Annotated in this window: 25 protein-coding genes; 17 read left to right on the top strand and 8 right to left on the bottom strand. The window is 74.4% G+C overall.

The features are described from left to right. Positions 1-50: 50 nt before the first annotated feature. Both EV378_RS03905 and EV378_RS03900 read right to left on the bottom strand, forming a co-directional pair. Positions 51-998: a Leg1-related protein gene (locus tag EV378_RS03905; RefSeq protein WP_165922130.1), complete on the bottom strand. Its 948-nt coding sequence runs from the start codon at positions 996-998 to the stop codon at positions 51-53. A gap of 26 nt (positions 999-1,024) precedes the next feature. After that, positions 1,025-2,206 carry a winged helix DNA-binding domain-containing protein gene (locus EV378_RS03900; protein ID WP_243653259.1) on the bottom strand — a complete coding sequence of 394 codons (1,182 nt, stop codon included), beginning with the start codon at positions 2,204-2,206 and terminating at the stop codon, positions 1,025-1,027. A gap of 61 nt (positions 2,207-2,267) precedes the next feature. On the opposite strand from EV378_RS03900, the gene hisD reads away from it, so the two are divergent. Genes hisD through hisB form a run of 3 tightly spaced genes read left to right on the top strand, consistent with a single transcriptional unit; the run spans position 2,268 to position 5,322 of the window. Then, entirely contained in the window at positions 2,268-3,593 is a 1,326-nt protein-coding gene (gene hisD, locus EV378_RS03895) for a histidinol dehydrogenase (RefSeq protein WP_132421360.1), read from the top strand. Further along, positions 3,590-4,702 (top strand): histidinol-phosphate transaminase, encoded by a 1,113-nt coding sequence (locus EV378_RS03890; protein WP_132421359.1) that lies wholly within the window; start codon positions 3,590-3,592, stop codon positions 4,700-4,702. The genes hisD and EV378_RS03890 overlap by 4 nt, the downstream gene beginning before the upstream one ends. After that, on the top strand, positions 4,699-5,322 hold the full coding sequence (gene hisB, locus EV378_RS03885) for an imidazoleglycerol-phosphate dehydratase HisB (RefSeq protein ID WP_132421358.1): 624 nt from the start codon (positions 4,699-4,701) through the stop codon (positions 5,320-5,322). Before EV378_RS03890 ends, hisB begins: the two co-directional genes overlap by 4 nt. Positions 5,323-5,339: 17 nt before the next feature. Here hisB and yczR read toward each other — a convergent pair whose 3' ends face one another. Continuing rightward, positions 5,340-6,779: a MocR-like transcription factor YczR gene (gene yczR / locus EV378_RS03880; protein ID WP_165922129.1), complete on the bottom strand. Its 1,440-nt coding sequence runs from the start codon at positions 6,777-6,779 to the stop codon at positions 5,340-5,342. A gap of 108 nt (positions 6,780-6,887) precedes the next feature. On the opposite strand from yczR, the gene yczE reads away from it, so the two are divergent. The 3 genes from yczE to EV378_RS03865 all read left to right on the top strand — a co-directional run bounded on the left by yczE (position 6,888) and on the right by EV378_RS03865 (position 9,527). Then, the gene (gene yczE, locus EV378_RS03875; protein WP_132427360.1) at positions 6,888-7,478 is read left to right on the top strand and encodes a membrane protein YczE; all 591 of its coding nucleotides are present in this window, start codon (positions 6,888-6,890) and stop codon (positions 7,476-7,478) included. A gap of 110 nt (positions 7,479-7,588) precedes the next feature. Further along, complete coding sequence (gene hisH / locus EV378_RS03870; RefSeq protein WP_132421356.1) at positions 7,589-8,224, top strand: imidazole glycerol phosphate synthase subunit HisH; 636 nt, start codon at positions 7,589-7,591, stop codon at positions 8,222-8,224. Between the two features lie 91 nt (positions 8,225-8,315). Then, positions 8,316-9,527 (top strand): MFS transporter, encoded by a 1,212-nt coding sequence (locus EV378_RS03865; protein WP_243653258.1) that lies wholly within the window; start codon positions 8,316-8,318, stop codon positions 9,525-9,527. Here EV378_RS03865 and EV378_RS03860 read toward each other — a convergent pair. Continuing rightward, positions 9,502-10,311 carry a DUF1707 SHOCT-like domain-containing protein gene (locus EV378_RS03860; protein ID WP_132421355.1) on the bottom strand — a complete coding sequence of 270 codons (810 nt, stop codon included), beginning with the start codon at positions 10,309-10,311 and terminating at the stop codon, positions 9,502-9,504. The genes EV378_RS03865 and EV378_RS03860 overlap by 26 nt on opposite strands. Before the next feature lie 293 nt (positions 10,312-10,604). On the opposite strand from EV378_RS03860, the gene priA reads away from it, so the two are divergent. The 3 genes from priA to hisI are packed head-to-tail and all read left to right on the top strand — an operon-like array spanning position 10,605 to position 12,519. Beyond that, positions 10,605-11,351 (top strand): bifunctional 1-(5-phosphoribosyl)-5-((5-phosphoribosylamino)methylideneamino)imidazole-4-carboxamide isomerase/phosphoribosylanthranilate isomerase PriA, encoded by a 747-nt coding sequence (priA, locus tag EV378_RS03855; RefSeq protein ID WP_132421354.1) that lies wholly within the window; start codon positions 10,605-10,607, stop codon positions 11,349-11,351. Further along, the gene (hisF, locus tag EV378_RS03850) at positions 11,351-12,124 is read left to right on the top strand and encodes an imidazole glycerol phosphate synthase subunit HisF (RefSeq protein ID WP_132421353.1); all 774 of its coding nucleotides are present in this window, start codon (positions 11,351-11,353) and stop codon (positions 12,122-12,124) included. Before priA ends, hisF begins: the two co-directional genes overlap by 1 nt. Positions 12,125-12,174: 50 nt before the next feature. Beyond that, complete coding sequence (gene hisI, locus EV378_RS03845) at positions 12,175-12,519, top strand: phosphoribosyl-AMP cyclohydrolase (RefSeq protein ID WP_132427356.1); 345 nt, start codon at positions 12,175-12,177, stop codon at positions 12,517-12,519. A gap of 52 nt (positions 12,520-12,571) precedes the next feature. On the opposite strand, the gene EV378_RS03840 is transcribed toward hisI, so the two are convergent. Both EV378_RS03840 and EV378_RS03835 read right to left on the bottom strand, forming a co-directional pair. Then, the gene (locus EV378_RS03840) at positions 12,572-13,471 is read right to left on the bottom strand and encodes an oxygenase MpaB family protein (RefSeq protein ID WP_132421352.1); all 900 of its coding nucleotides are present in this window, start codon (positions 13,469-13,471) and stop codon (positions 12,572-12,574) included. Positions 13,472-13,593: 122 nt separating this feature from the next. Next, positions 13,594-14,661, bottom strand: coding sequence for a hypothetical protein (locus EV378_RS03835; protein ID WP_132421351.1), 1,068 nt, complete (start codon positions 14,659-14,661; stop codon positions 13,594-13,596). A gap of 108 nt (positions 14,662-14,769) precedes the next feature. Here EV378_RS03835 and EV378_RS03830 point away from each other — a divergent pair, with 108 nt between their 5' ends. Next, on the top strand, positions 14,770-16,005 hold the full coding sequence (locus tag EV378_RS03830) for a sensor histidine kinase (RefSeq protein ID WP_207908566.1): 1,236 nt from the start codon (positions 14,770-14,772) through the stop codon (positions 16,003-16,005). Then, the gene (locus EV378_RS03825) at positions 16,002-16,655 is read left to right on the top strand and encodes a response regulator transcription factor (protein ID WP_132421350.1); all 654 of its coding nucleotides are present in this window, start codon (positions 16,002-16,004) and stop codon (positions 16,653-16,655) included. The genes EV378_RS03830 and EV378_RS03825 overlap by 4 nt, the downstream gene beginning before the upstream one ends. On the opposite strand, the gene EV378_RS03820 is transcribed toward EV378_RS03825, so the two are convergent. Continuing rightward, complete coding sequence (locus tag EV378_RS03820; RefSeq protein ID WP_243653257.1) at positions 16,613-17,248, bottom strand: TetR/AcrR family transcriptional regulator; 636 nt, start codon at positions 17,246-17,248, stop codon at positions 16,613-16,615. The two genes, EV378_RS03825 and EV378_RS03820, sit on opposite strands and share 43 nt — an antisense overlap. Positions 17,249-17,273: 25 nt before the next feature. Here EV378_RS03820 and EV378_RS03815 point away from each other — a divergent pair, with 25 nt between their 5' ends. From EV378_RS03815 to EV378_RS03795, 5 genes are read left to right on the top strand one after another with little or no spacing between them, the layout of a single operon-like run. After that, a complete protein-coding gene (locus tag EV378_RS03815) occupies positions 17,274-18,872 on the top strand; it encodes an anthranilate synthase component I (RefSeq protein ID WP_132421348.1) in 1,599 nt (532 codons plus the stop codon). Further along, positions 18,869-19,543 carry a Trp biosynthesis-associated membrane protein gene (locus EV378_RS03810; RefSeq protein ID WP_132421347.1) on the top strand — a complete coding sequence of 225 codons (675 nt, stop codon included), beginning with the start codon at positions 18,869-18,871 and terminating at the stop codon, positions 19,541-19,543. The genes EV378_RS03815 and EV378_RS03810 overlap by 4 nt, the downstream gene beginning before the upstream one ends. 1 nt (position 19,544) lies before the next feature. Then, complete coding sequence (gene trpC / locus EV378_RS03805; protein WP_132421346.1) at positions 19,545-20,483, top strand: indole-3-glycerol phosphate synthase TrpC; 939 nt, start codon at positions 19,545-19,547, stop codon at positions 20,481-20,483. After that, entirely contained in the window at positions 20,480-21,466 is a 987-nt protein-coding gene (gene lgt / locus EV378_RS03800) for a prolipoprotein diacylglyceryl transferase (protein WP_132421345.1), read from the top strand. Before trpC ends, lgt begins: the two co-directional genes overlap by 4 nt. 31 nt (positions 21,467-21,497) lie before the next feature. Then, positions 21,498-22,136, top strand: a complete 639-nt coding sequence (locus tag EV378_RS03795; protein ID WP_132421344.1) for a DUF2461 domain-containing protein — start codon at positions 21,498-21,500, stop codon at positions 22,134-22,136. A gap of 148 nt (positions 22,137-22,284) precedes the next feature. Here EV378_RS03795 and EV378_RS03790 read toward each other — a convergent pair whose 3' ends face one another. Beyond that, the gene (locus EV378_RS03790; protein ID WP_132421343.1) at positions 22,285-23,049 is read right to left on the bottom strand and encodes a DUF998 domain-containing protein; all 765 of its coding nucleotides are present in this window, start codon (positions 23,047-23,049) and stop codon (positions 22,285-22,287) included. 53 nt (positions 23,050-23,102) lie between these two features. Between EV378_RS03790 and EV378_RS03785 the strand changes: the two genes are divergently transcribed. Beyond that, entirely contained in the window at positions 23,103-23,762 is a 660-nt protein-coding gene (locus tag EV378_RS03785; RefSeq protein WP_165922128.1) for a TetR/AcrR family transcriptional regulator, read from the top strand. The last annotated feature ends 2 nt before the right edge of the window (positions 23,763-23,764 follow it).

Raw genomic sequence — 23,764 nt, 5'->3', positions numbered from 1 at the left:
CCTATCCGAGGGATGCGGCGCGGTGGGGACCCGACGAGCCGCGATCACCGTCACGGTCGCAGCAGGTACCCGAGTGCCCGGAGCCGCTCGGAGCGGTTGTCCGGCCGCGGGTGGAACACGCCGTCGAGCAACGGCAGCACCCGGTCGCGGGCCGCCCTGGTGCGCATCACCCTGGTCCAGAGCCACAGGTCCAGCGCGTACCGCCGGTCCGGCGTGCGTGCCAGGCCGATCACCGTGCGCACGTTGCGACGGATCGATCGTGGAAGGTCGCGGGCCCCGCCCGGTTCGTCGTCGCCCGGTCCGAGGAGCCGTTCCGGCAGCACGTCCAGCCCGTCGCCGGTCATCGAGTCGAAGTCGGTCCGCCAGGCCGCCGCCCAGAGGAAGTCGACCATGCGGCACCAGCCGCGCAGGAACGTGATCTCCGTGTCGGAGTGGTCGGGGTACGCGGTCCCGGACAGGGTCGCGACGTCGCGGGCGACGACGTCGAGGCACGTCTTGTGCGCCTTCCACAGCGCGGAGCGCAGTGGTTCGTCGTCGCCGCCCGGCGGAGTGCGGGCCACCAGCGCGAAGTACGTCCGCCAGTCGGCGACGCCGGCTGCGAGCTCGGGCGGCACCTCGCGGGCCGAGTGCGCGTAGCGGAACCGGGTGGGCCCCGGGGGGCCGGCCGGCTCCAGCTCCGGCACGGTCCCGGCCTCCGCAGCGCCCAGCCACGGGACCACCGAGAGCACGTAGTTGCCGTAGCCCCACGGTGCGTCGGGGTCGATGCGGCCGTCCTGCTGTGCGGTGGCGCCCAGCCGGCCGGTCCGGAACTGCCACTGGTGCTGGAACATCAGGCCCCACAACGGGTTTCGCCGGTTGTCGGCGCCGAACAGCCCGTCGCGGTTCGTGCGGTCGATCATCGTCCGGTACGCGGCCATCCGGTGGTCGAAGCGGAACGGGTCGAGCAGGCCGTCGAGCTCCGGCGCCCCGGTCCACACGGTGTGCAGGTCCTCGACCATGGCGAGCTCCGAGGGATGGGCGACGGTCACGGCCCGGCCAGCAGGGCGGGCTGCATCGGCGCGGGGAACCGGACCGAGAACCGGACGTCGCCGAGCAGCGTGGACAGCTCGTGCGCGGCGGCGTCGACGGCGTCGCGCGCCGCGGAGCCGATGTCGGCGAGCAGTCGCACCGCGATCTCCCCGTCCGGCCGCTGGACCCAGCCGCCCGCGATCTGGCCGTCCACCCAGATCGCGGGGCCGCCGTTGCCGTTGCGGTCGAACAGCTCGCTCACGTGCGCCGGGTCGAGGTGCCAGTCGCGGGCCTTCCAGCCCATCGTCGTCGGGTCCAGGCCGGGCAGCAGGGCGACCGACGGTCCGGGATCCGGGACGTCGTCGACGTCGTCCGGCAGCACGAATCCGGTCGTGCCACCGTCCAGGGCGACCTCGACGGCGCCGGTGTCGGCGAGCGCGGCCGTCATCGTCGCGACCGTCCATCCCGCCCACCAGCGCAGGTCGTCGCGGGTGGCCGGGCCGAACGCGCGCAGGTACGCGCGGGCCAGACCCTCCGCCGCCTCGCGCCGGGACAGCTCCGGACCGAGCCCGCCGGGCACCCAGTCCTCGGCGTCCGCCCACCGGTACTGGCCGTTGATCCAGCTACCCGTCGGCCGGGCGCGCAGCACCTGCCCGTCGAAGCCCATGACGAGCAGCGCCCGGGTGTGGCCCGGGTGCACGCCCCGCTCGATCGGGATCTCGGTGGCGGCGACGTCCGGCACGCGCGGCCCGACCTCGCGGGCGGGGAGCGGGCCGCCGTCGCGCAGCACGTCCGAGATCGCCGAACGGGCCTTCTCCAGCCAGGCGGGCGGGTCGGCCACGCCGCCGGCCGTGAGCTGGGCGAACAGCTTGCGTCGCTGCACCGCGGCGACGTCGGCGGTGGCCGCGTGATGGGCCAGCCGGGCGGTCTCGCGGCCGAACACCCAGAGCGTGCGCCGCATCGCGTGGTGGCGCAGCAGTGTCCGGTCCTCGTAGAGCGCCCGGTCCACGGCGCCCAGGTCCGGGCTCGCCATCCGTGCGGCGGCGGACAGGTAGACGGTGACCGGGTCGGTCGAGTGCAGCCCGACGAGCCCGTCGGTGATCGCGACGACGTCGTCGGTCCGGTGGGTGGGCGCCAGCCGGTGCCGGGTGACCAGGCGCGCGCGCCGCTGCTCGTCGCTGAGGGAACGGACCGTCACGGCGCCAGCCTGCCACCCGCCGCGCGCGGTCGCGCCGGCACGCCGCCGTACCCTGGAGGCCATGCTCCGCCGCCTCGACCTGCGTGCCGACCCCCTCCCGCGCCCGGCCGTCCTGCGCGGGATGGTCCCCCGCGCCGAGCTGGACGTGGACGGCGCGATCGCGGCCGTCCGGCCGATCGTCGACGGCGTTCGCGAGCGGGGCCTCGAGGCCGCGATGGAGGCGACCGAGCGGTTCGACAAGGTGCGCCCGGCGACGGTGCGGGTGCCGGCGTCGGCGCTGGCCGAGGCGCTGGACGGGCTGGACCCGGACGTGCGCGTCGCGCTGGAGACCTCGATCGATCGTGCCCGCACGGTGCACGAGGCGCAGCGGCGCGAGGACGTCGTGACCCAGGTCGTGCCCGGTGGGACCGTCACGGAGCGGTTCGTGCCGGTGCGCCGGGTCGGGCTCTACGCCCCCGGCGGGCTGGCCGTCTACCCGTCCAGCGTGATCATGAACGTGGTGCCGGCCCAGGCGGCGGGCGTCGAGTCGCTCGTCGTCGTGTCGCCGCCGCAGGCCGAGTTCGGCGGGCGCCCGCACCCGACGGTGCTGGCCGCGGCCGCGCTGCTCGGCGTCGACGAGGTCTGGGCGGTCGGCGGAGCGCAGGGCGTGGCGCTGCTCGCCTACGGCGCGACCGACACCGACGGCTCGGACCTGGAGCCGGTGGACGTCGTCACCGGGCCCGGCAACGTCTACCTGACGGCGGCGAAGCGGATCGTGCGCGGCACGGTCGGGATCGACGCCGAGGCCGGGACCACCGAGATCGCGATCCTGGCCGACGCCGGCGCCGACCCGGTGCACGTCGCGTCCGACCTGATCTCGCAGGCCGAGCACGACCCGAACGCCGCGTCCGTGCTGGTCACGACGTCCGACGAGCTGGCGGCGGCCGTCGAGGTCGAGCTGGAGCGCCAGGTCTCGGCCACCAAGCACACCGAGCGGATCCGCACGGCGCTGTCCGGCCCGCAGTCCGGCGTGATCCTGGTGGCGTCGATCCACGACGGGATCGCCGTCGTCGACGCCTACGCCGCCGAGCACCTGGAGATCCAGACGGCGGACGCGCGAGCGGACGCGGCCCGGGTGCGCAACGCCGGGGCGATCTTCATCGGCCCGTACGCGCCGGTCTCGCTCGGCGACTACTGTGCGGGCTCGAACCACGTGCTGCCGACCGGCGGGTGCGCGCGCCACTCCGGCGGGCTGTCCACGTCGACGTTCCTGCGCGGCGTGCACGTCGTCGAGTACACCGAGGACGCGCTGCGCGAGGTGAGCGACCGGGTGGTCGCGCTCGCGAACGCGGAGGATCTGCCGGCGCACGGCCAGGCCGTGACGGCCCGGTTCGGGGGAGCGACGTGACGATCGGCGACACCGTCCGCCTGGACGACCTGCCGCTGCGCGACGACCTGCGCGGCACGAGCCCCTACGGAGCGCCGCAGCTCGACGTCGCGGTGCGGCTGAACACGAACGAGAACCCGTACCCGCCACCGCCGGAGCTCGTCGCGGACGTCGCCGCGGCCACCGGGGAGGCGGCCCGCGAGTTGCACCGCTACCCGGACCGGGACGCCGTCGCGCTGCGGGCCGACCTCGCCGCCTACCTGACCCGCCAGACCGGCGTCGAGCTGGAGACGGCGAACCTGTGGGCGGCCAACGGATCCAACGAGATCCTCCAGCAGCTCCTGCAGGCGTTCGGCGGCCCGGGCCGCAGCGCGCTCGGGTTCGTGCCGAGCTACTCGATGCACCCGATCATCTCCTCCGGCACGCGCACGGAGTGGATCGCCGCGCCCCGACGGGAGGACTTCGCGATCGACGTGCCCGCCGCCGTCGCGGAGCTGCGCGAGAAGGCACCGGACATCACGTTCCTGACCAGCCCGAACAACCCGACGGGCCAGTCGATCGCGCCGGACGACCTGGCAGCGCTGATCGACGCCGCACCGGGGATGGTGGTGGTCGACGAGGCCTACGCCGAGTTCTCCGCCCACCCCAGCGCCGCCACCCTCCTGGCCACGCACGGGCACAGGCTGGTCGTGTCCCGGACCATGTCGAAGGCGTTCGCGTTCGCCGGCGGCCGGCTGGGCTACCTGGCCGCCGCGCCGGCCGTGGTGGACGCGCTGCAGCTGGTCCGGCTGCCCTACCACCTGTCGGTGCTGTCCCAGGCCGCGTCCCGGGCGGCGCTGCGGCACGCGGACGCGACCCTCGGCTCGGTCGCGCTGCTCGCGGCCGAGCGGGACCGCGTGTCCTCCGAGCTGGCCGCCGCCGGCTACGACGTCGTCCCGTCGGACGCCAACTTCATCCTCTTCGGACGGTTCGCCGACGCCCCGCGCGCCTGGAAGGGCTTCCTGGAGCAGGGCGTGCTGATCCGCGACGTCGGGATCGACGGGCGGCTGCGGGTCACGGTCGGCACGCCGGAGGAGAACGACACGTTCCTGCAGGTCGCGACGGATCTGTCCACGAAGGAGCTTGCATGAGCGCGAGCGAGTCATCGGCACCGAGCAGGATCGGCCGCGTCGAGCGCGTCACGAAGGAGACCCGGATCACCGTCGAGATCGACCTCGACGGCACCGGGCGGACCGGGATCGAGACCGGGGTCCCGTTCTACGACCACATGCTCGACGCGTTCGGCAAGCACGGGTCGTTCGACCTGTCCGTGCGCGCCGAGGGCGACACCGGGATCGACGCGCACCACACCGTCGAGGACGTCGCGATCGTGCTCGGCCAGGCCGTGCGGAAGGCGTTGGGCGCCAAGGTGGGCATCCGCCGCTTCGGCGACGCCTGGGTCCCGATGGACGAGGCGCTGGCGCAGGCCGTCGTCGACGTGTCCGGCCGCCCGTACACGGTGTGCACCGGCGAGCCCGACGTGATGCAGGGCTTCGTCGTCGGTGGGCACTACCCGACGGTGCTGAACCGCCACGTGTTCGAGTCGCTGGCGTTCCACGGGCACCTCGCGCTGCACGTGCGCGTGCTCGACGGCCGGGACCCGCACCACGTCACGGAGGCCGAGTTCAAAGCCGTCGCCCGTGCCCTGCGTGCCGCGACCGAGCCGGACCCGCGGGTCACCGGCGTCCCGTCCACGAAGGGCGCGTTGTAGCCGGTCCGCGCGACCGATCAGACGACGAGCTCCCCGACCGGGGGCGTGGCGCGCGTGACGGCGCCGCCGACGACCTCGTCGGACACGCGCCGCAGCCGCCGCACGGCCTCGGTGAGCACCGGCTCGGGATGGGTGAACGGGAGCCGTAGCCGGTCGGTGAACGCGTGTCCGGCCCCGAACCGCGGTCCCGGGGCGAGCACCAGCCCGTGCCGTGCGGCGTGCGCGGTCAGCGCGGTGGACACCTCGGCGCCCAGGTCGCACCACAGCATCAGCCCGCCGTCCGGCACGGTGAACGTCCAGTCCGGCAGCTCCCGTCGCAGCTCGCGGACCAGGTGGTCCCTCCGCGCCCGCAGCGCCGCTACCCGCTCGGCGCGGATCCCGTCGATCGCGTCCAGCACCTCGACGGCGATCAGCTGTTCCATCACCGGCGGCGCGATCTGGGAGCGGGCCAGCCGCCGCCGGATCCGGGCCGCGTGCTCGGACCCGGCACGGACCCAGCCGAGCCGCAACCCGCCCCAGGCGATCTTGCTCAATCCGCCGACGGTCACCACGTCGGCCTCGCGCGGCGCGTGTGCCGCGCACGGCAGGAACGCCGGTCCGGACGACCGCAGGTCCAGCTCGGCGAACGTCTCGTCGACGATCGTCACCGTGCCCTGCCGGGCCAGACGGTGCAGCAGGCGGGCGCGGGCGTCGTCGTCGAGGAGGACGCCGGTCGGGTTCTGGAAGTCGGTCATCACGTACGCGGCCCTGGCGGCGGTCTGCCGCGCGGCCCGCGGCAGCACGGTCTCGACGTCGGCGCCCTCGACGGCCACCGGGACTGCCTGCACTCCCGCGTCGGCGAGCACGTCCACAGCGGACGGATACGTGGGGTGTTCGACGAGCACCCGGTCACCCGCCAAGGCCAGCTCGGCGACGGCGAGGTGGATCGCGTGCAGTGCACCGCCGGTGACGACGATCGCGTCCGGCTCGGTGGGCACGCCGCGGGCGGTGTACCGGGCGGCGATCCGCTCGCGCAGCGCGAGCAGGCCCTCCGGCCCGTAGCCGTGCCCGGTGAGCTCCGCGTCGAGCCGGTCGGCGGCCCGGCGGACCAGTGTGGACAGCACGTCCGGGGCGGCGGGCGCGCCGTGCGCTAGGTCGATCACCCCGCTGCGCCTCGGCCCGGGTGCCCAGACGCCGTCGACCCGCCCGCCCGGGAGCCGCACCCACGTCCCGGCGCCCTGCCGGGCGTCCGCCCAGCCGTCCTCACGCAGGTCGCGGTAGGCGCGGGTGACGGTCACCCGGCTGACCCGCAGCCGCTCGGCGAGCGCGCGTTCGGCGGGCAGCCGGGTCCCGGCGGGCAGCCGGCCGTCGGACACGAGCACCCGGATCGCGTCGGTCAGCGTGCGGTACGCCGGATCGCGTCCGGTGTGGACGTCGCCGCAGAGCTCGGCCAGCTGCGTCGCGCCGATGCCGTCCAATCCAGTCCACTTCCCTCCGATTGGCTCGATGACACCAGGCCAGTCGAGAAGGAAGCATGCCATTTCGTGACGGTCGACAGAAGTACCACCCGCTGGTCGCTGACCCGGATGCCGCGGCGGGGACGGCGGCTGACGCAGCTCGTCGTCGGGCTGGCGGCCTACGCCGTGTCGATGGCGCTGATGATGCGTGCCGGGCTCGGCTCGATGCCGTGGGACGTGCTGCACCAGGGCCTCGCGCGGCACACCGGGCTGTCGATCGGCGCGACGACCGTCGTGACCGGTGTCGTCGTCCTGCTGCTGTGGGTCCCGCTGCGGGAACGGCCGGGGATCGGGACGGTCGCGAACGTCGTCGTCATCGGGCTGACCGTCGATCTCGCGCTCGCCCTGATCCCGGTCGTCGACGTGCTGGGGGTGCGGATCGCGTTCGCCGTCGCCGGGATCGTGCTGAACGCGGCGGCGACGGCGGCCTACATCGGCGTCGGCCTCGGCCCCGGCCCGCGCGACGGGCTGATGACCGGGCTCGCCGCCCGCACCCGGTTCTCGGTCCGGCTGGTGCGCACGACGATCGAGGTGGTCGTCGTGCTCACCGGCTGGCTGCTGGGCGGCACGTTCGGTGTGATCACCGTGGCCTACGCCCTGCTCGTCGGACCGCTGATCCAGTGGTTCCTGCCACGGTTGACCGTGCGACTGTCCACCTAGGACGTCGTGTCCACTCCGGACGCGGCGGCGACGTGCTTCGCGGTGTCGCGGGCACGGCCGGTGCCCGGCATCGCCCGAACGGGCGTGACGTGGGCGTTTATCCTGGGCGGGTGTCGAACGTCGTCGTGCTGGACTACGGGTCGGGGAACCTCCGCTCCGCGGAGCGAGCGCTGGAGCGGGTGGGCGCCGACGTCACCGTCACCGACGACTTCGACGCCGCCCTGAACGCCGACGGCCTGGTGGTCCCTGGCGTCGGCGCGTTCGCGGCGTGCATGAAGGGTCTCAACGCCGTGCGCGGTCCGCGGATCATCGGCCGCAGGCTCGCCGGTGGGCGTCCGGTGCTCGGGATCTGCGTCGGCATGCAGGTGCTGTTCGACCGCGGTGTCGAGTTCGGCGAGGACACCGAGGGCTGCGGCGAGTGGCCCGGCACGGTCGAGCGGATCACGGCGGACGTGTTGCCGCACATGGGCTGGAACACCGTCACCGTGCCCGACGGCAGCACGCTGTTCGCCGGGCTGGACGCCGGCACGCGGTTCTACTTCGTGCACTCCTTCGGCGTGACCCGGTGGGAGCTGGCGGAGTCGCACGCGATGCGCCCGCCGCTGGTGACCTGGACGCACCACGGCGAGGACGTCGTCGCCGCCGTCGAGAACGGGGCGTTGGCCGCCACCCAGTTCCACCCGGAGAAGTCCGGCGACGCGGGGGCCACCGTCCTGGAGAACTGGCTGCGCGACGTCGTCCGCTGAGCGGCGCGAACCTCGAGGCCGTGCGGAGCGGATCTCGAGGCCGAGCGGAGCGTGCGGAGCGGATCTCGGCGCCGAGTGTGATCGTGTCCGGGTGACTCCGGAGCTCGGTCGTGCGGGGCGGCGGCGGGTGCTGCTGGTCCTCTGCCTGACCGAGATCACCAGCTGGGGCGTCCTGTACTACGCGTTCCCGGTGCTCGCCCCGTCGATCTCCGGCGACACCGGCTGGCCGGTCAGCGCCGTCACGGCCGCGTTCTCCGCCGGCCTGGTCGTCTCGGCGCTGGTCGGTGTCCCGGTGGGCCGGATCCTCGACCGGCACGGTCCGCGGTGGCTGATGACCGGGGCGTCGGTGCTCGGTGTGCCCGCGGTCGCCGCGGTGGCGACGGCCGGGTCGTTCTGGCTGTTCACGGCCGCGTGGCTGGTCGTCGGCGTGGCGCAGGCCGGGACGCTGTACCCGCCCGCGTTCGCGGCGCTGACCCGCTGGTGGGGCGACGACCGGGTGCGGGCGCTGACGTCGCTCACGCTGGTCGGAGGCCTGGCGAGCACGGTGTTCGCGCCCCTGACGGCCGCGTTGCTGACGACGTTCGGATGGCGGGGCACCTACCTGGTGCTGGCCGCGGTGCTGTTGGCCGTCACGGTCCCGGCGCACCTGTTCGGCCTGCGCGGCGCGTGGCCCGATGCGTTGCCGGCCGACCGCGTGACCGGGGACGCGAGCGGCCCGGCGGCGATCGCCCGCAGCCGCCCGTTCCTGCTGCTCACGGGCGCGATCTGCCTCGGCGCGTTCACGTCGTTCGCGGTGACCGTGAACCAGGTCCCGTTGCTGCTCGAACGCGGGCTGTCCACCGGGCTCGCCGCGTGGGCACTGGGCCTGGGCGGGCTCGGGCAGGTCACCGGTCGCCTGTTCTACCCGCGCCTGGTCGCGCGCACCGGGGTCCGCGGCCGGGCGGCGCTGGTGCTCGGGGCGCTCGGCGTCGCGACCGGGCTGCTGGCCGTGCTGCCCGGCCCGGCGTGGTTGCTCGTGCTCGCCGCGGTCGGCGCCGGACTGGCCCGCGGGATCTTCACGCTGCTCCAGGCGACCGCGCTGTCCGACCGCTGGTCGCCGGAGGTGTACGGCCGCCTGAACGGCATCCTGCAGGCCCCGGCGACGATCGCGATCGCCCTCGGGCCCGCCGCCGGATCCGGTCTGGCCGCGCTGTTCGGCGGCTACCCGGAGGTGTTCGCGCTGCTCGCCGGCGTGGCCATGGTCGCGGCGGTGCTCACCGTGGGAACGCGCCCGATCCTCACTCGAACGGGAACCTCGTCGTGACCGTCCCGTCCGGCTTCGCCTGCAGGTACCCGGACTCGCCGAACGAGTTCGACGCGTGCACGGCGAGCCGCGGTCCCGCGCCGTCGCCGCCGTCGACGATCACGTAGCGCATCGAGGCGTCCCGGACGTTCAGGCTCTGCGGCGCCCCGGCCAGCAGAGCGAGCATCGGCTGCGGGTCGAACGACGCGAGGTCGACGGTCGGGTCGTCGGCATCCCGCGTGCTGCCGGTCGTCGGCGAGGAGTCCATCCCGCCGCGGAAGATGTACATCCGGATCCGGCGCGGCTCGCCCGGGACCAGCGCCTGCACGATCGCGTAGTCCGGGTAGAGCGTCGCCTGGTCGACGACCGTCGTCCCCAGCTCCGCCCGGACGGCGTCGACGAACGCCCGGTACCCCTCCGGCGTCTGGACGTTCGTCGGCCCGACCACCCGGGGCGTGACGGCCTCCACCTGCGGACGGTCCACGCCGTTCGCGACCGGCCGGTCGGCGACGCTCCACGCGACCCCGGCGACGACGACCGCCGGCACCGTGACGGCCGCGACCACGACCGGCCACGCCCGTCGTCGCCGGGCGGGCTGCAGTCGTGGGGCCGCAGCCGGTGGGACGGCCACCTGCAGGTCCTCGACGACGGCGTGCAGCTCACCGAGCGTCGTCGCCTGCAGTGCCGTGGCCGTGCGCTCCCGGTGCTCGACGCCGTCGATCTGTCCGTCGGCGTACGCCGCGTCGAGTGCGTCGCAGGCCGCCGTGCGGTCGGCGTCCCTGGCGCGCGTGCGGGGCGTCGGCATGGCGGGATGTTAGTCCGGAAAGGACGGATCTCCCAGAGCCGTCGGACCGGACACTGCGGGCACCGCCACGTCCCCCGGCCGTGCGGGGTCCGCGCCGCCGGCGCGAACGCGACCGCCGTGCCGCATCGCCGGCAGGGCCGCGGAGCGGGGCCGTGGACGACGTGCCGCGGGCGGATGTCGCTGCGGCGCACGACCGCGCCCGCGGTCCGGGCGTGCGGGCGGGCCGCCGGCCGCGCGATGCGGTCCCCTCGGCCTGTCCGGGAACGGTCGGCGCGCGGAAGTAGGCTGGCCGGGTGAGTTTCACGTTGCTACCGGCCGTCGACGTCGCCGACGGTCAGGCCGTCCGTCTCGTACAGGGCGAGGCCGGTACCGAGACCGGCTACGGCGAGCCGCTCGAGGCGGCGTTGACCTGGCAACGCGACGGCGCGGAGTGGATCCACCTGGTCGACCTCGACGCCGCGTTCGGGCGCGGGTCGAACGCCGAGCTGCTCGCCGACGTCGTCGGCAGGCTGGACGTGGCCGTCGAGCTGTCCGGCGGCATCCGCGACGACGCGTCGCTGGAGCGTGCGCTGTCCACCGGCTGCCGCCGGGTCAACCTCGGCACCGCCGCGCTGGAGGACCCCGCGTGGTGCGCCCGCGTCGTCGCGGAGCACGGCGACCGGATCGCCGTCGGGCTGGACGTCAAGATCATCGATGAGCGGCACCGGCTGGCCGCGCGCGGCTGGACCACCGACGGCGGCGACCTCTGGGAGACGTTGGCGCGCATGGACCGCGACGGCGTCGCCCGCTACGTCGTCACCGACGTCTCGAAGGACGGGACGCTGCAGGGACCGAACGTCGAGCTGCTGACCGACGTGGCGAACGCGACCACGGCGCCGGTGATCGCGTCCGGCGGGATCTCCGAGGTGAAGGACCTGGTGCGGCTCGCCGAGGTGGCCGCGTCCGGCGTGAACATCGAGGGCTCGATCGTCGGCAAGGCGCTCTACGCGCAGCGGTTCACGCTGCCCGAGGCGCTGGACGCGGTCCGGAAGGTCGGCTAGTGGGCGTCGCGGTGCGCGTGATCCCGTGCCTGGACGTCGACGCCGGGCGCGTGGTGAAGGGCGTCAACTTCCGGGAGCTGCGCGACGCGGGCGACCCCGTCGAGATGGCCCGCGTGTACGACGCCGAGGGCGCCGACGAGCTGACGTTCCTGGACGTGACGGCGTCGTCGTCGGAGCGGGGGACGATGGTGGACGTCGTGCGCCGCACCGCGGAGCAGGTGTTCATCCCGCTCACCGTGGGCGGCGGGATCCGCACCCCGGACGACGTCGACCTGATGCTGCGTGCAGGGGCGGACAAGGTCAGCGTGAACACGGCCGCGATCGCCCGCCCTGAGCTGCTGCACGAGATGTCACGGCGGTTCGGGTCGCAGTGCATCGTGCTCTCCGTCGACGCGCGACGCGTGCCCGACGGTGGTGAGCCGCAGCCGTCGGGCTGGGAGGTCACGACGCACGGGGGCCGCCGCAGTGCGGGCGTCGACGCCGTCGAGTGGGCCCGTCGTGGCCAGGACCTCGGTGTCGGGGAGATCCTGCTGAACTCGATGGACGCCGACGGCACCCGCAACGGCTTCGACCTGGAGATGATCTCTGCGGTGCGCGCGGTCGTCGAGGTGCCGGTGATCGCGTCCGGCGGGGCGGGCGAGGTCGCGCACTTCCCGCCCGCCGTGCGCGCCGGGGCCGACGCCGTGCTGGCGGCCAGCGTGTTCCACTTCGGGACGCTGCGGATCGCCGAGGTCAAGGACGCTCTGCGGGGCGCGGAGGTGGAGGTGCGGTGAGCGAGCTCGCGAGCGAACCGTCGGCGCAGCGCGTCCGCGCGACGGACTCGATGCTCGACCCGTCGATCGCCGCGCGCCTCAAGCGGGACGCCGACGGGCTGGTCTGCGCCGTCGTGCAGTCCCGCGCCGGCGAGGTGCTCATGGTCGGCTGGATGGACGACGAGGCCCTGCACCGCACGCTCACCACCGGCCGCGGGACGTACTGGTCGCGTTCGCGCCAGGAGTACTGGGTCAAGGGCGACACCTCCGGGCACGTCCAGCACGTGCACGAGGTGCGGCTGGACTGCGACGGCGACGCCGTCCTCGTCGTCGTGGACCAGGAGGGTCCGGCGTGCCACACCGGCACCCGCACGTGCTTCGACACCGACGTGCTCCTCGCCGACGACGGCTCCTGATCCCGTCCGCTCGCCTCCCGGTCGCCCGCCGTATCAGGGAGTGATCGGCCGCCTACGGATGCACCGGCGGCATCGGAGGGGTCGGTGCCGTGGTCACCCACCGGATGCCGGCGGTGATCGCCTGCCCACCGGCGCGGACGACCGTCGCCTCGGCCAGCGGCAGGTACGGCAGCCGCAGCGGCACCCGCGCCCAGCGCGGCATCAGACCCACCGACGCGGCCGCCAGCGCGCCGTACGGGACGCGGGCCGCGAGCGGTAACGGCGGGTTGAGCAGCAGGAACCGTGCCGCGGCCCGGGCGTCCGGCGTGCCTTCCAGCTCCGGGCGGTACGCCGCGATCTGCGCGTCCAGCTCCGCCTCGGTCTCCGGCGGGTCCGGCACGTCGAGTTCACGGGCGACACGGGCGGTGTCGGCGACGTAGCCGTCGCGGCCGTCCTGGTCCAACGGGCGGTGGCCGTAGCGCTGGTGCGCGCGCAGGAAGCTGTCGATCTCCGCGATGTGCACCCAGCGCAACAGGTGCGGGTCCTGTGCCGAGTAGGGCCGCCCGTCCGGGGCGGTGCCGTGCACGAACGTGTGCGCGCGCTTGATCGTCGCGATCACGCGGTCGGCCTCCTCGGCCGGGCCGAACGTCGTCGCGGCCAGGAAGTAGCTGGTGCGCTGCAGCCGGCCCCACGGGTCGCCGCGGAAGCCGGAGTGGCCGGCGACCCCGGCCATCGCCAGCGGGTGCAGCGACTGCAGCAGCAGCGCCCGGACGCCGCCGACGAACATCGACGCGTCGCCGTGCACCCGCCGGATCGGACGGTCCTCGGCGAACCATCGCGGGCCCTCGGTGGCGTGGATGCGGTCCCGCCGGCCGGATCCCTCCGGTCCGGCGACCTTCGCGAACACGGCTCCGCCGATCCGCGAGCGCAGCGCGGAGAGCCCCGCGCCCACGGACTCCGACAGATCGACCATGCGTTCCATGATGCGTCCACCTCGACGACCCGGCCAGCCGACCAGCGTGCGACGCCGAGATGCGGCCCAGCGGGCTCCCGGGATCGGGAAGGCCCGCTGAACCACATCTCGGCGGGAGTTGATCACTGCCCGGCCGGCACGGTTCGACGCTCCGGTCCGTGGGCCGTGCCGGAGGGGGCCGCGCCGGTGGGGGAGGCCGCGCCGGTGGGGGATGCCGCGCCGGTGGGGGAGGCCGCGCCGGTGGGGGATGCCGCCCCGGTGGGGGAGGCCGCGTCGGTGGGAGAGGCCGCGCCGGTGGGGGAGCCCGCCCCGGACACGGCCAGGAGGCCGGCGACGGCCATGGCGAACCCGGCGAGCAGGCAGCACAGCTGGGCCAGACCCGCCGCCGGGTTGCCCGCCGCGGCCAGGTCCGTCGTGCCGAGCGTCGTGACCGCGACCCAGAGCCCGCCGGAGAACGCGGCCGCCGATCCGCACCACGCCGCGACCACGGCGGCCGTCCGTGCCCGCCCCGACGCCCGTCCGCGGGCCAGCGCCAGTACACCCACGGCTCCGGCCAGCGGGAACGCGCCGTTCGCGACCGCACCGACGATCGGGACCCACCCGCCGTCGAGTATCCCGCCGAGCAGCGCGAGCACCGCGCCGAGCACCGCCGTCACGACCCCGCCGCCGACGCACGCCCGCAGCAGCGTCGCGACCGGCCCGTCCACCGGCGCCGGCCGCCGTACGGCGCTGGACCAGCGGCCGCGTGCGTACACGGCGAACGCGGCCAGCAGGAACACCGCCTGCCAGGTGAACCCGCCGTAGACCATCGGCCGGACCCAGCCGGCCAGCCCGAGGGCGTCTCCGGAACCGTTGCCGGACGCCGCGACGACGAGCGCCGCAGGCAGGCCGGCCAGCGCGATCGGCCCGAGCAGCCCGGTCGCCACCCACGCGGGCAGCAGCACGGCCACCGCCGGGAGCCGCCGTCCCCACGCCGACGTGAGCGTGAACGCGAGCGCCACGACGGCGGCGTCGAGCACGGCCGTGGCCGCGTTCAGCGCGACCATCGACGTCGACGAGATCAGTGCCGGATCGGTGACGCCGACCGGGTTCCCGGTCAGCCAGAACACCTTGAGCAGCAGGTAGGGGAGGGTTCCGAGGGCGGCGGCCACGGCGAGCGGCCGGGTGTTCGTCGTCAGTGAGCGGGTCATGGGAACGAGCCTGGTCCGCGACGGCGTCCGTGCCCTCCCGACCGCGGGGGGACCGGCTCCCCCGCGCGAGGGAGCAGGGTTGTCGGTGCCGTCTGCCAGGATCACCTCGTGAACCCGGTCCGGGTGCGTGCGGCGGTCGGGACGGCCGGCCGCCGCGTCGTGCACGTGCTGCTCGGCGCCGTCGTGCTGCTGCCGTACGTCGCGTTCGGCTGGCTGTTCACGCTGGCCGTGTCCACCGGGATGACACCTGCGGCGCTGGTCCCGCTGCTCGCGCTGACGGTGGTGGTCGGTGTCGCCGTGGCCGTCGTGCCGGGGGTGCGGGCGCTGGAGGTCACGGCTGCGCGGTCCCTGCTCGGGGTGACGCTGCCGGAGCCCGATCCGTCGACCGAGCGGGACTGGTCGGTCCGGCGTCGGGGGGCGCTGTGGCTGTTGCTCTGCATGGTGCTCGGTGGGCTCGGCGCGCTCCTGCTGCTGCTCGGGTTGCCGACGGCGGTCGGGTTCCTGATCGCGCCGTGGCTGCCGCAGCCGCCACTGCCCACCGGCGCCGACGCGTGGTGGGCGCCGGTGGTCGGCGTGCTGACCGTCGTCGCGTCGGTCGCCGTCGTCGTGGCGGCCGGTGCGCTGCTCGCCCGCGCGGCGCCGCGTCTGCTCGGGCCGACGCCGTCGGAACGGCTCGCCGCGGAGCTCGTCGTCGCACAGCGGCGGGCCACCCGCCAGGCCGAACGCGCCCGGATCGCCCGCGAGCTGCACGACTCGGTGGGTCACGCGCTCACCGTCACCACGCTGCAGGCCGGAGCCGCGTCCGAGCTGCTCGACTCCGACCCGGCGTTCGCGCGGCGTGCGCTGGCCGCGATCGAGGAGACCGGCCGGAGGGCGCTGGACGACCTCGACCACGTGCTCGGCGTCCTGCGGGAGGACGACGGTGCCGTGGAGGCGCCTCGCGACCTCGACGCGCTCGACACGCTCGTGGACGGCGCCCGGACCGCGGGCGTCGAGGTGGAGGTGTACCGCGACGGCGAGCTGGCCGGCCTGCCCGCCGTCGTGTCCCGGGAGGGGTACCGGCTCGTCCAGGAGGCACTGACGAACGCGCTGCGCCACGCCGGTCCGGTGCCGGTGACGGTGCGCCTGTCGGCCGCGCGGACCGGTCTGGAGCTGACCGTCGACAACCCGCTCCCGTCGGACGGGACGCGCACCGGCCGTGGCGGCCGCGGGCTGCGGGGCATGGCCGAACGCGCTGCGCTGCTCGGCGGGCAGCTCACCGCGGGACCCGACGACGGCGTGTGGCGGCTCGCCGCGCGGCTGCCCTGCGGCGGACCGGTCGTCGAACCGGGGGAGGTGCGGTGACCGGCATCCTGATCGTCGACGACGAGGAGCTCGTCCGGACCGGCCTGCGCGCCGTCCTGGACGCCCAGCCCGACCTGCACGTCCTCGGCGAGGCCTCGGACGGTGCCGAGGTGCCGGGGCTCGTCGCGCGACTGCACCCGGACGTCGTGCTGATGGACGTCCGGATGCCGGCCGTGGACGGGATCACGGCGACCCGCGACCTGCTGCGCCGCGCCGACCCGCCGCGCGTGCTGGTGCTGACCACGTTCGGCAACGACGGCCACGTCTACGACGCGCTGCGCGCCGGGGCCGCCGGGTTCCTGCTCAAGCGCACCCGTCCGGCGGAGATCGTGCAGGCGGTGCGCACCGTCGCGACCGGCGAGTCGCTGCTGTTCCCGGCCGCCGTGCGGGAGCTGCTCGCCGGGTTCGGGCCGGTCGACGGGGACCGGCTCGCCGGCGTCGGTCTGACCGAGCGGGAGTCCGGGGTGCTGCGGCTGATGGCCAGGGGACTGTCCAACGCCGAGATCGCGGCCGAGCTCGTTGTCGGCGTCGAGACGGTGAAGACCCACGTCGGGAACGTGCTGGCCAAGCTCGGTGCCCGGGACCGGACCCAGGCCGTCGTGCGGGCCTACGAGTCCGGGTTCATCGACCCGAGGTCGCCGGTCAGATAGCGCTGCAGCGTCGGGGCGATCGCGGCGACGACGTCGTCGTGGCCGGCCGTGGCCAGCGGTTCGAGCTGCACGACGTAGCGCACCATGCCCAGCCCGACGATCTGGGACGCGAGGAGCGCACCCCGCTCGGCGTGCCGGTCGGGAGAGACCGCTCCGACGACCGGCGCGATCACCACCCGGCCGACGAACTCCCGCATCATCCGGGCCGCGGGAGGATAGGCGGCGACCGAGCGCAGCAACGCCACGAACGGGTCCGGCCCGGACTCGTCCCAGATCCACAGGAACATCCGCACGATCCGCTCACCGAGGCGCTCCGGATCACCCGGCAGCACCTTCTCCCGGATCATCGCGGGATCGACCGGCACCTGCAGCGACGCGGTGAACAGCGAGTCCTTGCCGCCGAACCAGTGGTTGACCATCGCCGCGTCGACGCCGGCCCGCTCCGCGATGCGCCGCACGGTGGCGCCGTCGTAGCCGTGGGCCGAGAACTCCGCACGGGCGGCGACGAGCAGCTGGGCCTTCGTGTCCTCCCCGGTGCCCCGCCGCCCGCGTCGGCGGGGGGCGGACCCGTCCGGTCCGGTCGCGGAACTCACCCCTCCATCATTGACAATGGAACGCATGACCGCGAGCAGCACCCGCACGGCCGGCCTCGGCGCGGTCACCCCGTCCCGTGAGGAGTTCCACGAGCTGGCCCGCGGCCACCGGGTGATCCCGGTGACGCGCCGCCTTCTGGCCGACGACGAGACGCCGGTCGGGGTGTACCGCAAGCTGGCCGGTGCCGGAGAGGAGCGCACGCGGAACGGGCATCGGTACAGGCCGGGCACGTTCCTGCTGGAGTCCGCGGAGAACGGGCGGTCGTGGTCGCGGTGGTCGTTCGTCGGGGCGCGCAGCGCGGCGATGCTGTCCGCGCCGCAGGGCGGCGGTCTGCGCTGGACAGGGGACGTGCCGGACCGGCTGCCGACCGACGGCGACCCGCTGGACGCGTTGCGCACCGTCCTGACCGAGCTGCACTCCGAGCCGCTGCCCGGCCTGCCGCCGCTGACCGGCGGGATGGTCGGCTACCTCGGCTACGACACGGTGCGCCGCCTGGAACACATCGCGGACCCGGACGACCCACCCGTCGACGACCTGCGGCTGCCCGAGCTCGGCATGCTGCTGGCCACCGACCTCGCCGCGCTCGACCACCACGAGGGCACGGTCACGCTGATCGCGAACGCGATCAACTGGGACGCCACCGACGAGCGCGTCGACCAGGCCTACGACGACGCCGTCACCCGCCTGGACCGGATGACCGCCGAGCTGGCCGCCCCGGCTCCGTCGACGGTCGCGGTGTACCTCCCGGGCGAGCCCGAGTTCGTCCGGCGCCGCACCCCCGCGGAGCATCACGCCGCCATCGAGGTCGCGAAGGAGGAGATCCGGGCCGGTGAGGCGTTCCAGATCGTCGTCTCCCAGCGGTTCGAGGCGCGTTGCGACGCCGACCCGCTCGAGGTCTACCGGGTGCTGCGCACCACGAACCCGAGCCCGTACATGTACCTGCTGCACCTCGAGGACCCCGCCACCGGCGAGCCGTTCGCGATCGTCGGATCCAGCCCGGAGGCGCTGGTCAACGTGTACGACGGGCGCGCGACGACGCACCCGATCGCCGGGACCCGCTGGCGCGGCGCCACCGACGAGGAGGACCAGCAGCTGGAGAAGGACCTGCGCTCCGACGACAAGGAGCGCGCCGAGCACCTGATGCTCGTCGACCTCGGGCGCAACGACCTCGGCCGGGTCTGCGAGCCGGGTTCGGTGAAGGTGCACAACTTCTTCTCCGTCGAGCGGTACTCGCACGTCATGCACCTGGTCTCGACGGTGACGGGGCTGCTGCGCGGCGACCGGACGGCGTTCGACGCGGTGCTGGCCTGCTTCCCGGCCGGGACGCTGTCCGGTGCGCCCAAGGTCCGCGCGATGCAGGTCATCGACCGACTCGAGCCGACCCGTCGCGGCCTGTACGGCGGCATCGTCGGCTACCTGGACTTCGCCGGGAACGCGGACACCGCCATCGCCATCCGCACCGGGCTGATCCGCAACGGGACGGCGTACGTCCAGGCCGGCGGCGGCATCGTCGCCGACTCCGACCCGGAGGCCGAGGACACCGAGACCCTGAACAAGGCACGGGCGGTGCTGTCCGCCGTCGCGGCAGCCGGGTCCCTGCGACCGCCGGAGGTCCGCGCATGACGGCCCCGGAGCGCGACGACCGCCGCTCGCTCGCCGTCGCCTGCGTCCTGTTGCTCGTCGGTGCCGGGACGGCGTGGCTGTCCGGCACCGTGACCTGGTTCTCGGTGCAGGTGCCCTCGGCTACCGGAGGCGCCGGTGCGGCGTCGGTGACCGGGTCGCAGATCCAGCCGACGGTCACCGCCGTCGCCGCGGTGCTGCTCGCGGCCGTCGCGGCGACCGTCGCGCTGTCCGGGATCGCCCGCCGGGTGCTGGGCGTGCTGGTGGTGCTGGCCGGGGTCGCGGCGGGCTGGACGACGGTCGCGCGGCTCGTCACGCCGCCGACGCCCGCCGAGATCGTCTCCGCCAGGGCCGGCCTGAACACCGCGGGCCAGCCGATCGGGACGTCCCCGGTCTCCACCGGGGCGGGGGCCTGGGTGGCGGTCGCGGCCGCCGTGCTGGCGGTGGCGGCGGGGGTGCTGCTCGTCGTGAAGGAACGGCGGATGGCCCGGCTCGGCGCGCGCTACGCCGCCCCCGGTTCGGCGACCACCCCGTCCGACCCGGACCGTGCGGCGTGGGAGCAGCTCGACGACGGCGATGACCCCACGGTCGACCGGATGGCGGATCCCGACGTCGACCACCCGGTCGGCCCGGCGGCCGACCCGAGCCGGGAGGGCCGGGGGCACGACCTCTAGCATGTCCGGAGACGACCAGGGCCGCGGATCCGAAGGGGGACTCAGCGCGGTGGGCGAGCAGAACGGGTCCGGACCGCACGGCGGTACCAACGGTGCCGCCGCGAACGGCACGTCCGCGACCGGCGGCGGGAGCGTTCTGGACGCCATCGTCGCCGGGGTCCGCGAGGACCTCGCCGTGCGCGAGGCCACCGTCGAGTTCGCCGAGATGAAGCGCCGTGCCGCGGCCGCCCCACCCCCGCGCGACGCGATGGCCGCCCTGCGCGAGCCCGGCGTCGGCGTGATCGCCGAGGTGAAGCGCCGCAGCCCGTCGAAGGGCGACCTGGCGGCGATCCCGGACCCCGCCGAGCTGGCCGAGCAGTACGCGTCGAACGGCGCGCGGGTGATCAGCGTGCTGACCGAGCAACGCCGGTTCGGCGGGTCGCTCGCCGACCTGGACGCCGTCCGCGAGCGGGTGGACGTGCCGGTGCTGCGCAAGGACTTCGTCGTCTCGCCGTACATGGTCCACGAGGCCAGGGCGCACGGGGCGGACATGGTGCTGCTGATCGTCGCGGCGCTGGAGCAGAACGTCCTGGAGTCCCTGCTGGACCGCGTCGAGTCGCTCGGCATGACCCCGCTGGTCGAGGTGCACACCGAGGAGGAGTGCGACCGCGCACTCGAGGCCGGCGCGAAGCTGATCGGCGTGAACTCCCGCAACCTGCACACGCTCGAGGTGAACCGCTCGATCTTCGGTGAGATCGCGCCGGGCCTGCCGAACGACGTGATGCGGGTCGCCGAGTCCGGCGTGCGCAGCCCGGGCGACCTGCTCACCTACGCCGGGTGGGGCGCGGACGCCGTGCTCGTCGGCGAGGGCCTGGTCACCAGCGGCGACCCGGCCGTCGCGGTGCGCGGGCTCGTGGCCGCGGGCTTCCACCCGTCGTGCAGCCGTATGGTCCGGGAGTGACCCCCACGCTGCTGGCGGCCGTCCTCCCGGCCACCATCCCCAGTCCCGACCGGGGCGTCTGGTACATCGGCCCGATCCCGCTGCGGGCCTACGCGCTGTGCATCATCGCCGGCATCGGGCTCGCGCTCTGGTGGGGCGAGCGCCGGTTGGTCGCCCGCGGCGGAGAGCCCGGTACGGTGCTCGACGTCGCCGTGTGGGCCGTCCCGTTCGGGCTGGTCGGCGGGCGCCTCTACCACATCGCGACGGACTGGCCGAAGTACTTCGGGCCCGGCGGCAACCCGCTCGGCGCGCTGGAGATCTGGAACGGCGGGCTGGGCATCTGGGGCGCGATCGCGCTCGGCGGGGTCGGCGCCTGGATCGGCTGCCGTCGCCGCGGCGTCCCGCTGCCGCTGTTCGCCGACGCCGTCGCGCCCGGGATCGTGGCCGCGCAGGCGGTCGGACGGCTGGGCAACTGGTTCAACCAGGAGCTCTACGGCGGCCCGACGACGCTGCCGTGGGGCCTGGAGATCTACCAGCGGGTCGACCCCTCGACCGGGACGCCGGACCCGATCGGCGGCGTCGCGCTGAACCACACGCCGATCGAGGTCGTGCACCCCACGTTCCTGTACGAGCTGATCTGGAACCTGCTGGTGGCCCTCGTCGTCGTGCTGGCGGACCGTCGCTTCCGGCTCGGGCACGGGCGCGCGTTCGCCGTGTACGTCGCCGGCTACACGCTCGGCCGGTTCTTCATCGAGCTGATGCGCACCGACCCGGCGACGACGGTGTTCGGGGTGCGGATCAACGTGCTGGTCTCGGCGATCGTGTTCCTCGGTGCCGTCGCGTACGTGGCGCTCGCGAAACGCGGCCGCGAGGAGATCGTGCGCCCGGATCCCGACGGGTATCCGCCACAGGATGCCCCGGTCTCGGCCGGGGAGCCCGACGAGGAGCCCGAGTCCGCCGGGTCCGACTCCGCCGCGAGGTCCGCGGGCGAGCGCTCCCCGTGAGCACGTTCTCCGTGTTCGGCGGCCCTGCCTGATGGGCGCCTTCGCAGGCTTCGGCGACGCGGCCGTCGAGTTCTACGACGGCCTGATCGCGGACAACTCGAAGGCCTACTGGACCGACAACCGCGAGGTCTACGAGCGCGACGTCCGCGGCCCGATGGAGTCGCTCCTGGCCGATCTGGAGCCGGAGTTCGGCGCGGGCAAGGTGTTCCGCCCGCACCGTGACGTGCGGTTCTCGCACGACAAGACGCCGTACAAGACGCACTGCGGCGGGTACGCGGCGCCGTACTACGTCGAGGTGGGCCCGAACGGTCTGATGGCCGCGGGCGGCTACTACATGATGGCGCCGGACCAGGTGACCCGGTTCCGCACGGCCGTCGACGACGAGCGTCGCGGCGAGGACCTGCGCTCGCGCCTCTCCGCCGCAGAGGACGCCGGTCTGACGGTGGGCGGGGAGAAGCTCAAAACCCGCCCGAAGGGCACCGACCCGGAGCACCCGCGGCTGGACCTGCTGCGCCACAAGGGTATTCACGTGTCGCGCCGGTGGCCGCCGGACGACGTGCTGCACGGCCCGAAGGCCCGGGACCGTGTCCGGAAGGTGTGGCGCGCGGCGACACCACTGGCGGAGTGGCTGGACGACCACGTCGGCCCGTCGGAGCAGCCGCGGCGCTGACGCGCCTGCACGAACGGCACAGCCGTGCACGCGCGCAGGTTCGGCCCGCCCCCGAGCATCCGGCGCGCTTGATCACCGGCTGAGGAGCGGGACGGTCACTGAGAGGCCGTTCTCCTCCACAACGGGTGATCATGCGTCGGGTGGGCGCTCAGCCGGCCGGCGTCAGCAGCGGCGTCCGGTGGTAGAGGTCGAGCGAGGTCACGGCGAGCCAGACCCAGGCGAGGATCACGGCCACCCAGAATCCGAGCACGATCGCCGGTGCGGAGGACCCGCTCGCGATCCCGACGAACGCGAGCAGGAACACGACGCCCGTGACGCGGGAGAACCAGGCCGTACCGGCCTTCCCGAGGGCGGCGTGGTGGCGGGACAGCACGATCGTCGCGGCGATCAGCCCGATGAACCCGATCGCACCGAACAGGACGTGTCCGATCCCGCCGACACCGACCGTCGTCGCCGGGCCGTCCGGGGTGCCGGGCGGGAAGCCGTTCATCGGGTCCGCGACGAACACGCCGGAGCCGATCAGCCCGACGCCGTAGACGCCGAGCAGCCGTGGGCCCCAGACCGAGCCGGGGCCGCCGCCGAGCGTGCGCAGGCTCCGGCGGATCCCGACCGCCGCGGCGATCACCATCAGCCCGGTGACGACGAAGTTCACGATCTGTACCCAGCCCCACGAGCCGTTGGCGAGCAGGCTCAGGTCGTGGCGGGTCAGGTCGAACCCGTCGCGGGTGAGGGCCTGTACCAGGCCGACCACGACGTAGAACGGGCCGGCGACCACGCCGTAGCCCAGCAGCGACCGGGTGATCGCGGCCGTCCGGTCGGCGTCGCCGCGCCCGACCAGCGGACTCCCGGACGGACCCGTCGGACGTGCCGTGGACCCGTCGGTACCGTGACTGGACTGATCAGTACCGGACATGGACCGTACGGTACTCAGGTCGGTACCGTTCGGTCCAGAGACAGGAGGTGACCGTGACCGAGGACGGCCTCCTCGTGCGGATCAGCGCACGAGAACCGGAGGAACCCGGCGGCAAGCGGGCGGCGATCGTCCGGGCGGCGACGACGCTGTTCCTGCGGGGCGGCTTCCAGGCGACCAGCACCGAGCAGATCGCCACCGCCGCCGCGGTGTCGAAACAGACGGTCTACAACCAGTTCGGTGACAAGAAGGCGCTGTTCGAGCAGATCGTCCTCGGGGTCACCGCGACCGCGGAGGCGTTCACCGTCGACCTGGTCGAGACGCTCGAGGGTGTCGAGACGGCCGCGGACCTGGAGCCGACGCTGCGGAGTCTCGCTCGCCGGTACCTCTCCGCCGTGATCTCCCCGGACGTCATGGCGTTGCGACGACTGGTGATCAGCGAGGCGGCGCGGTTCCCCGACCTCGCCGCCGGCTACCACGACCGTGCGCCTGCCCGGGTCCTCGACGCCATCGCCGGCCAGTTCGCCCGGCTCGGCGAGCGCGGGTTCCTGGACGTCCCGGATCCGGCCACTGCGGCGTCGGACTTCGCGTTCCTGCTGGTGGGGCGGCCGCTCGACGAAGGCATGTTCCGTCCGGCCGGGGAGGTCCTGGTGGACGTCGACGCCGCGGCCGACCACGCCGTCGACGTCGTCCTTGCCGTGTACCGGCGCCGCTGAGA

Origin of the sequence: Pseudonocardia endophytica (assembly GCF_004339565.1) — a bacterium.
Lineage (GTDB): Bacteria > Actinomycetota > Actinomycetes > Mycobacteriales > Pseudonocardiaceae > Pseudonocardia > Pseudonocardia endophytica.
The sequence above is the reverse complement of the archived record's forward strand: the minus strand, read 5'-3'. Positions and strand labels throughout refer to the sequence as shown.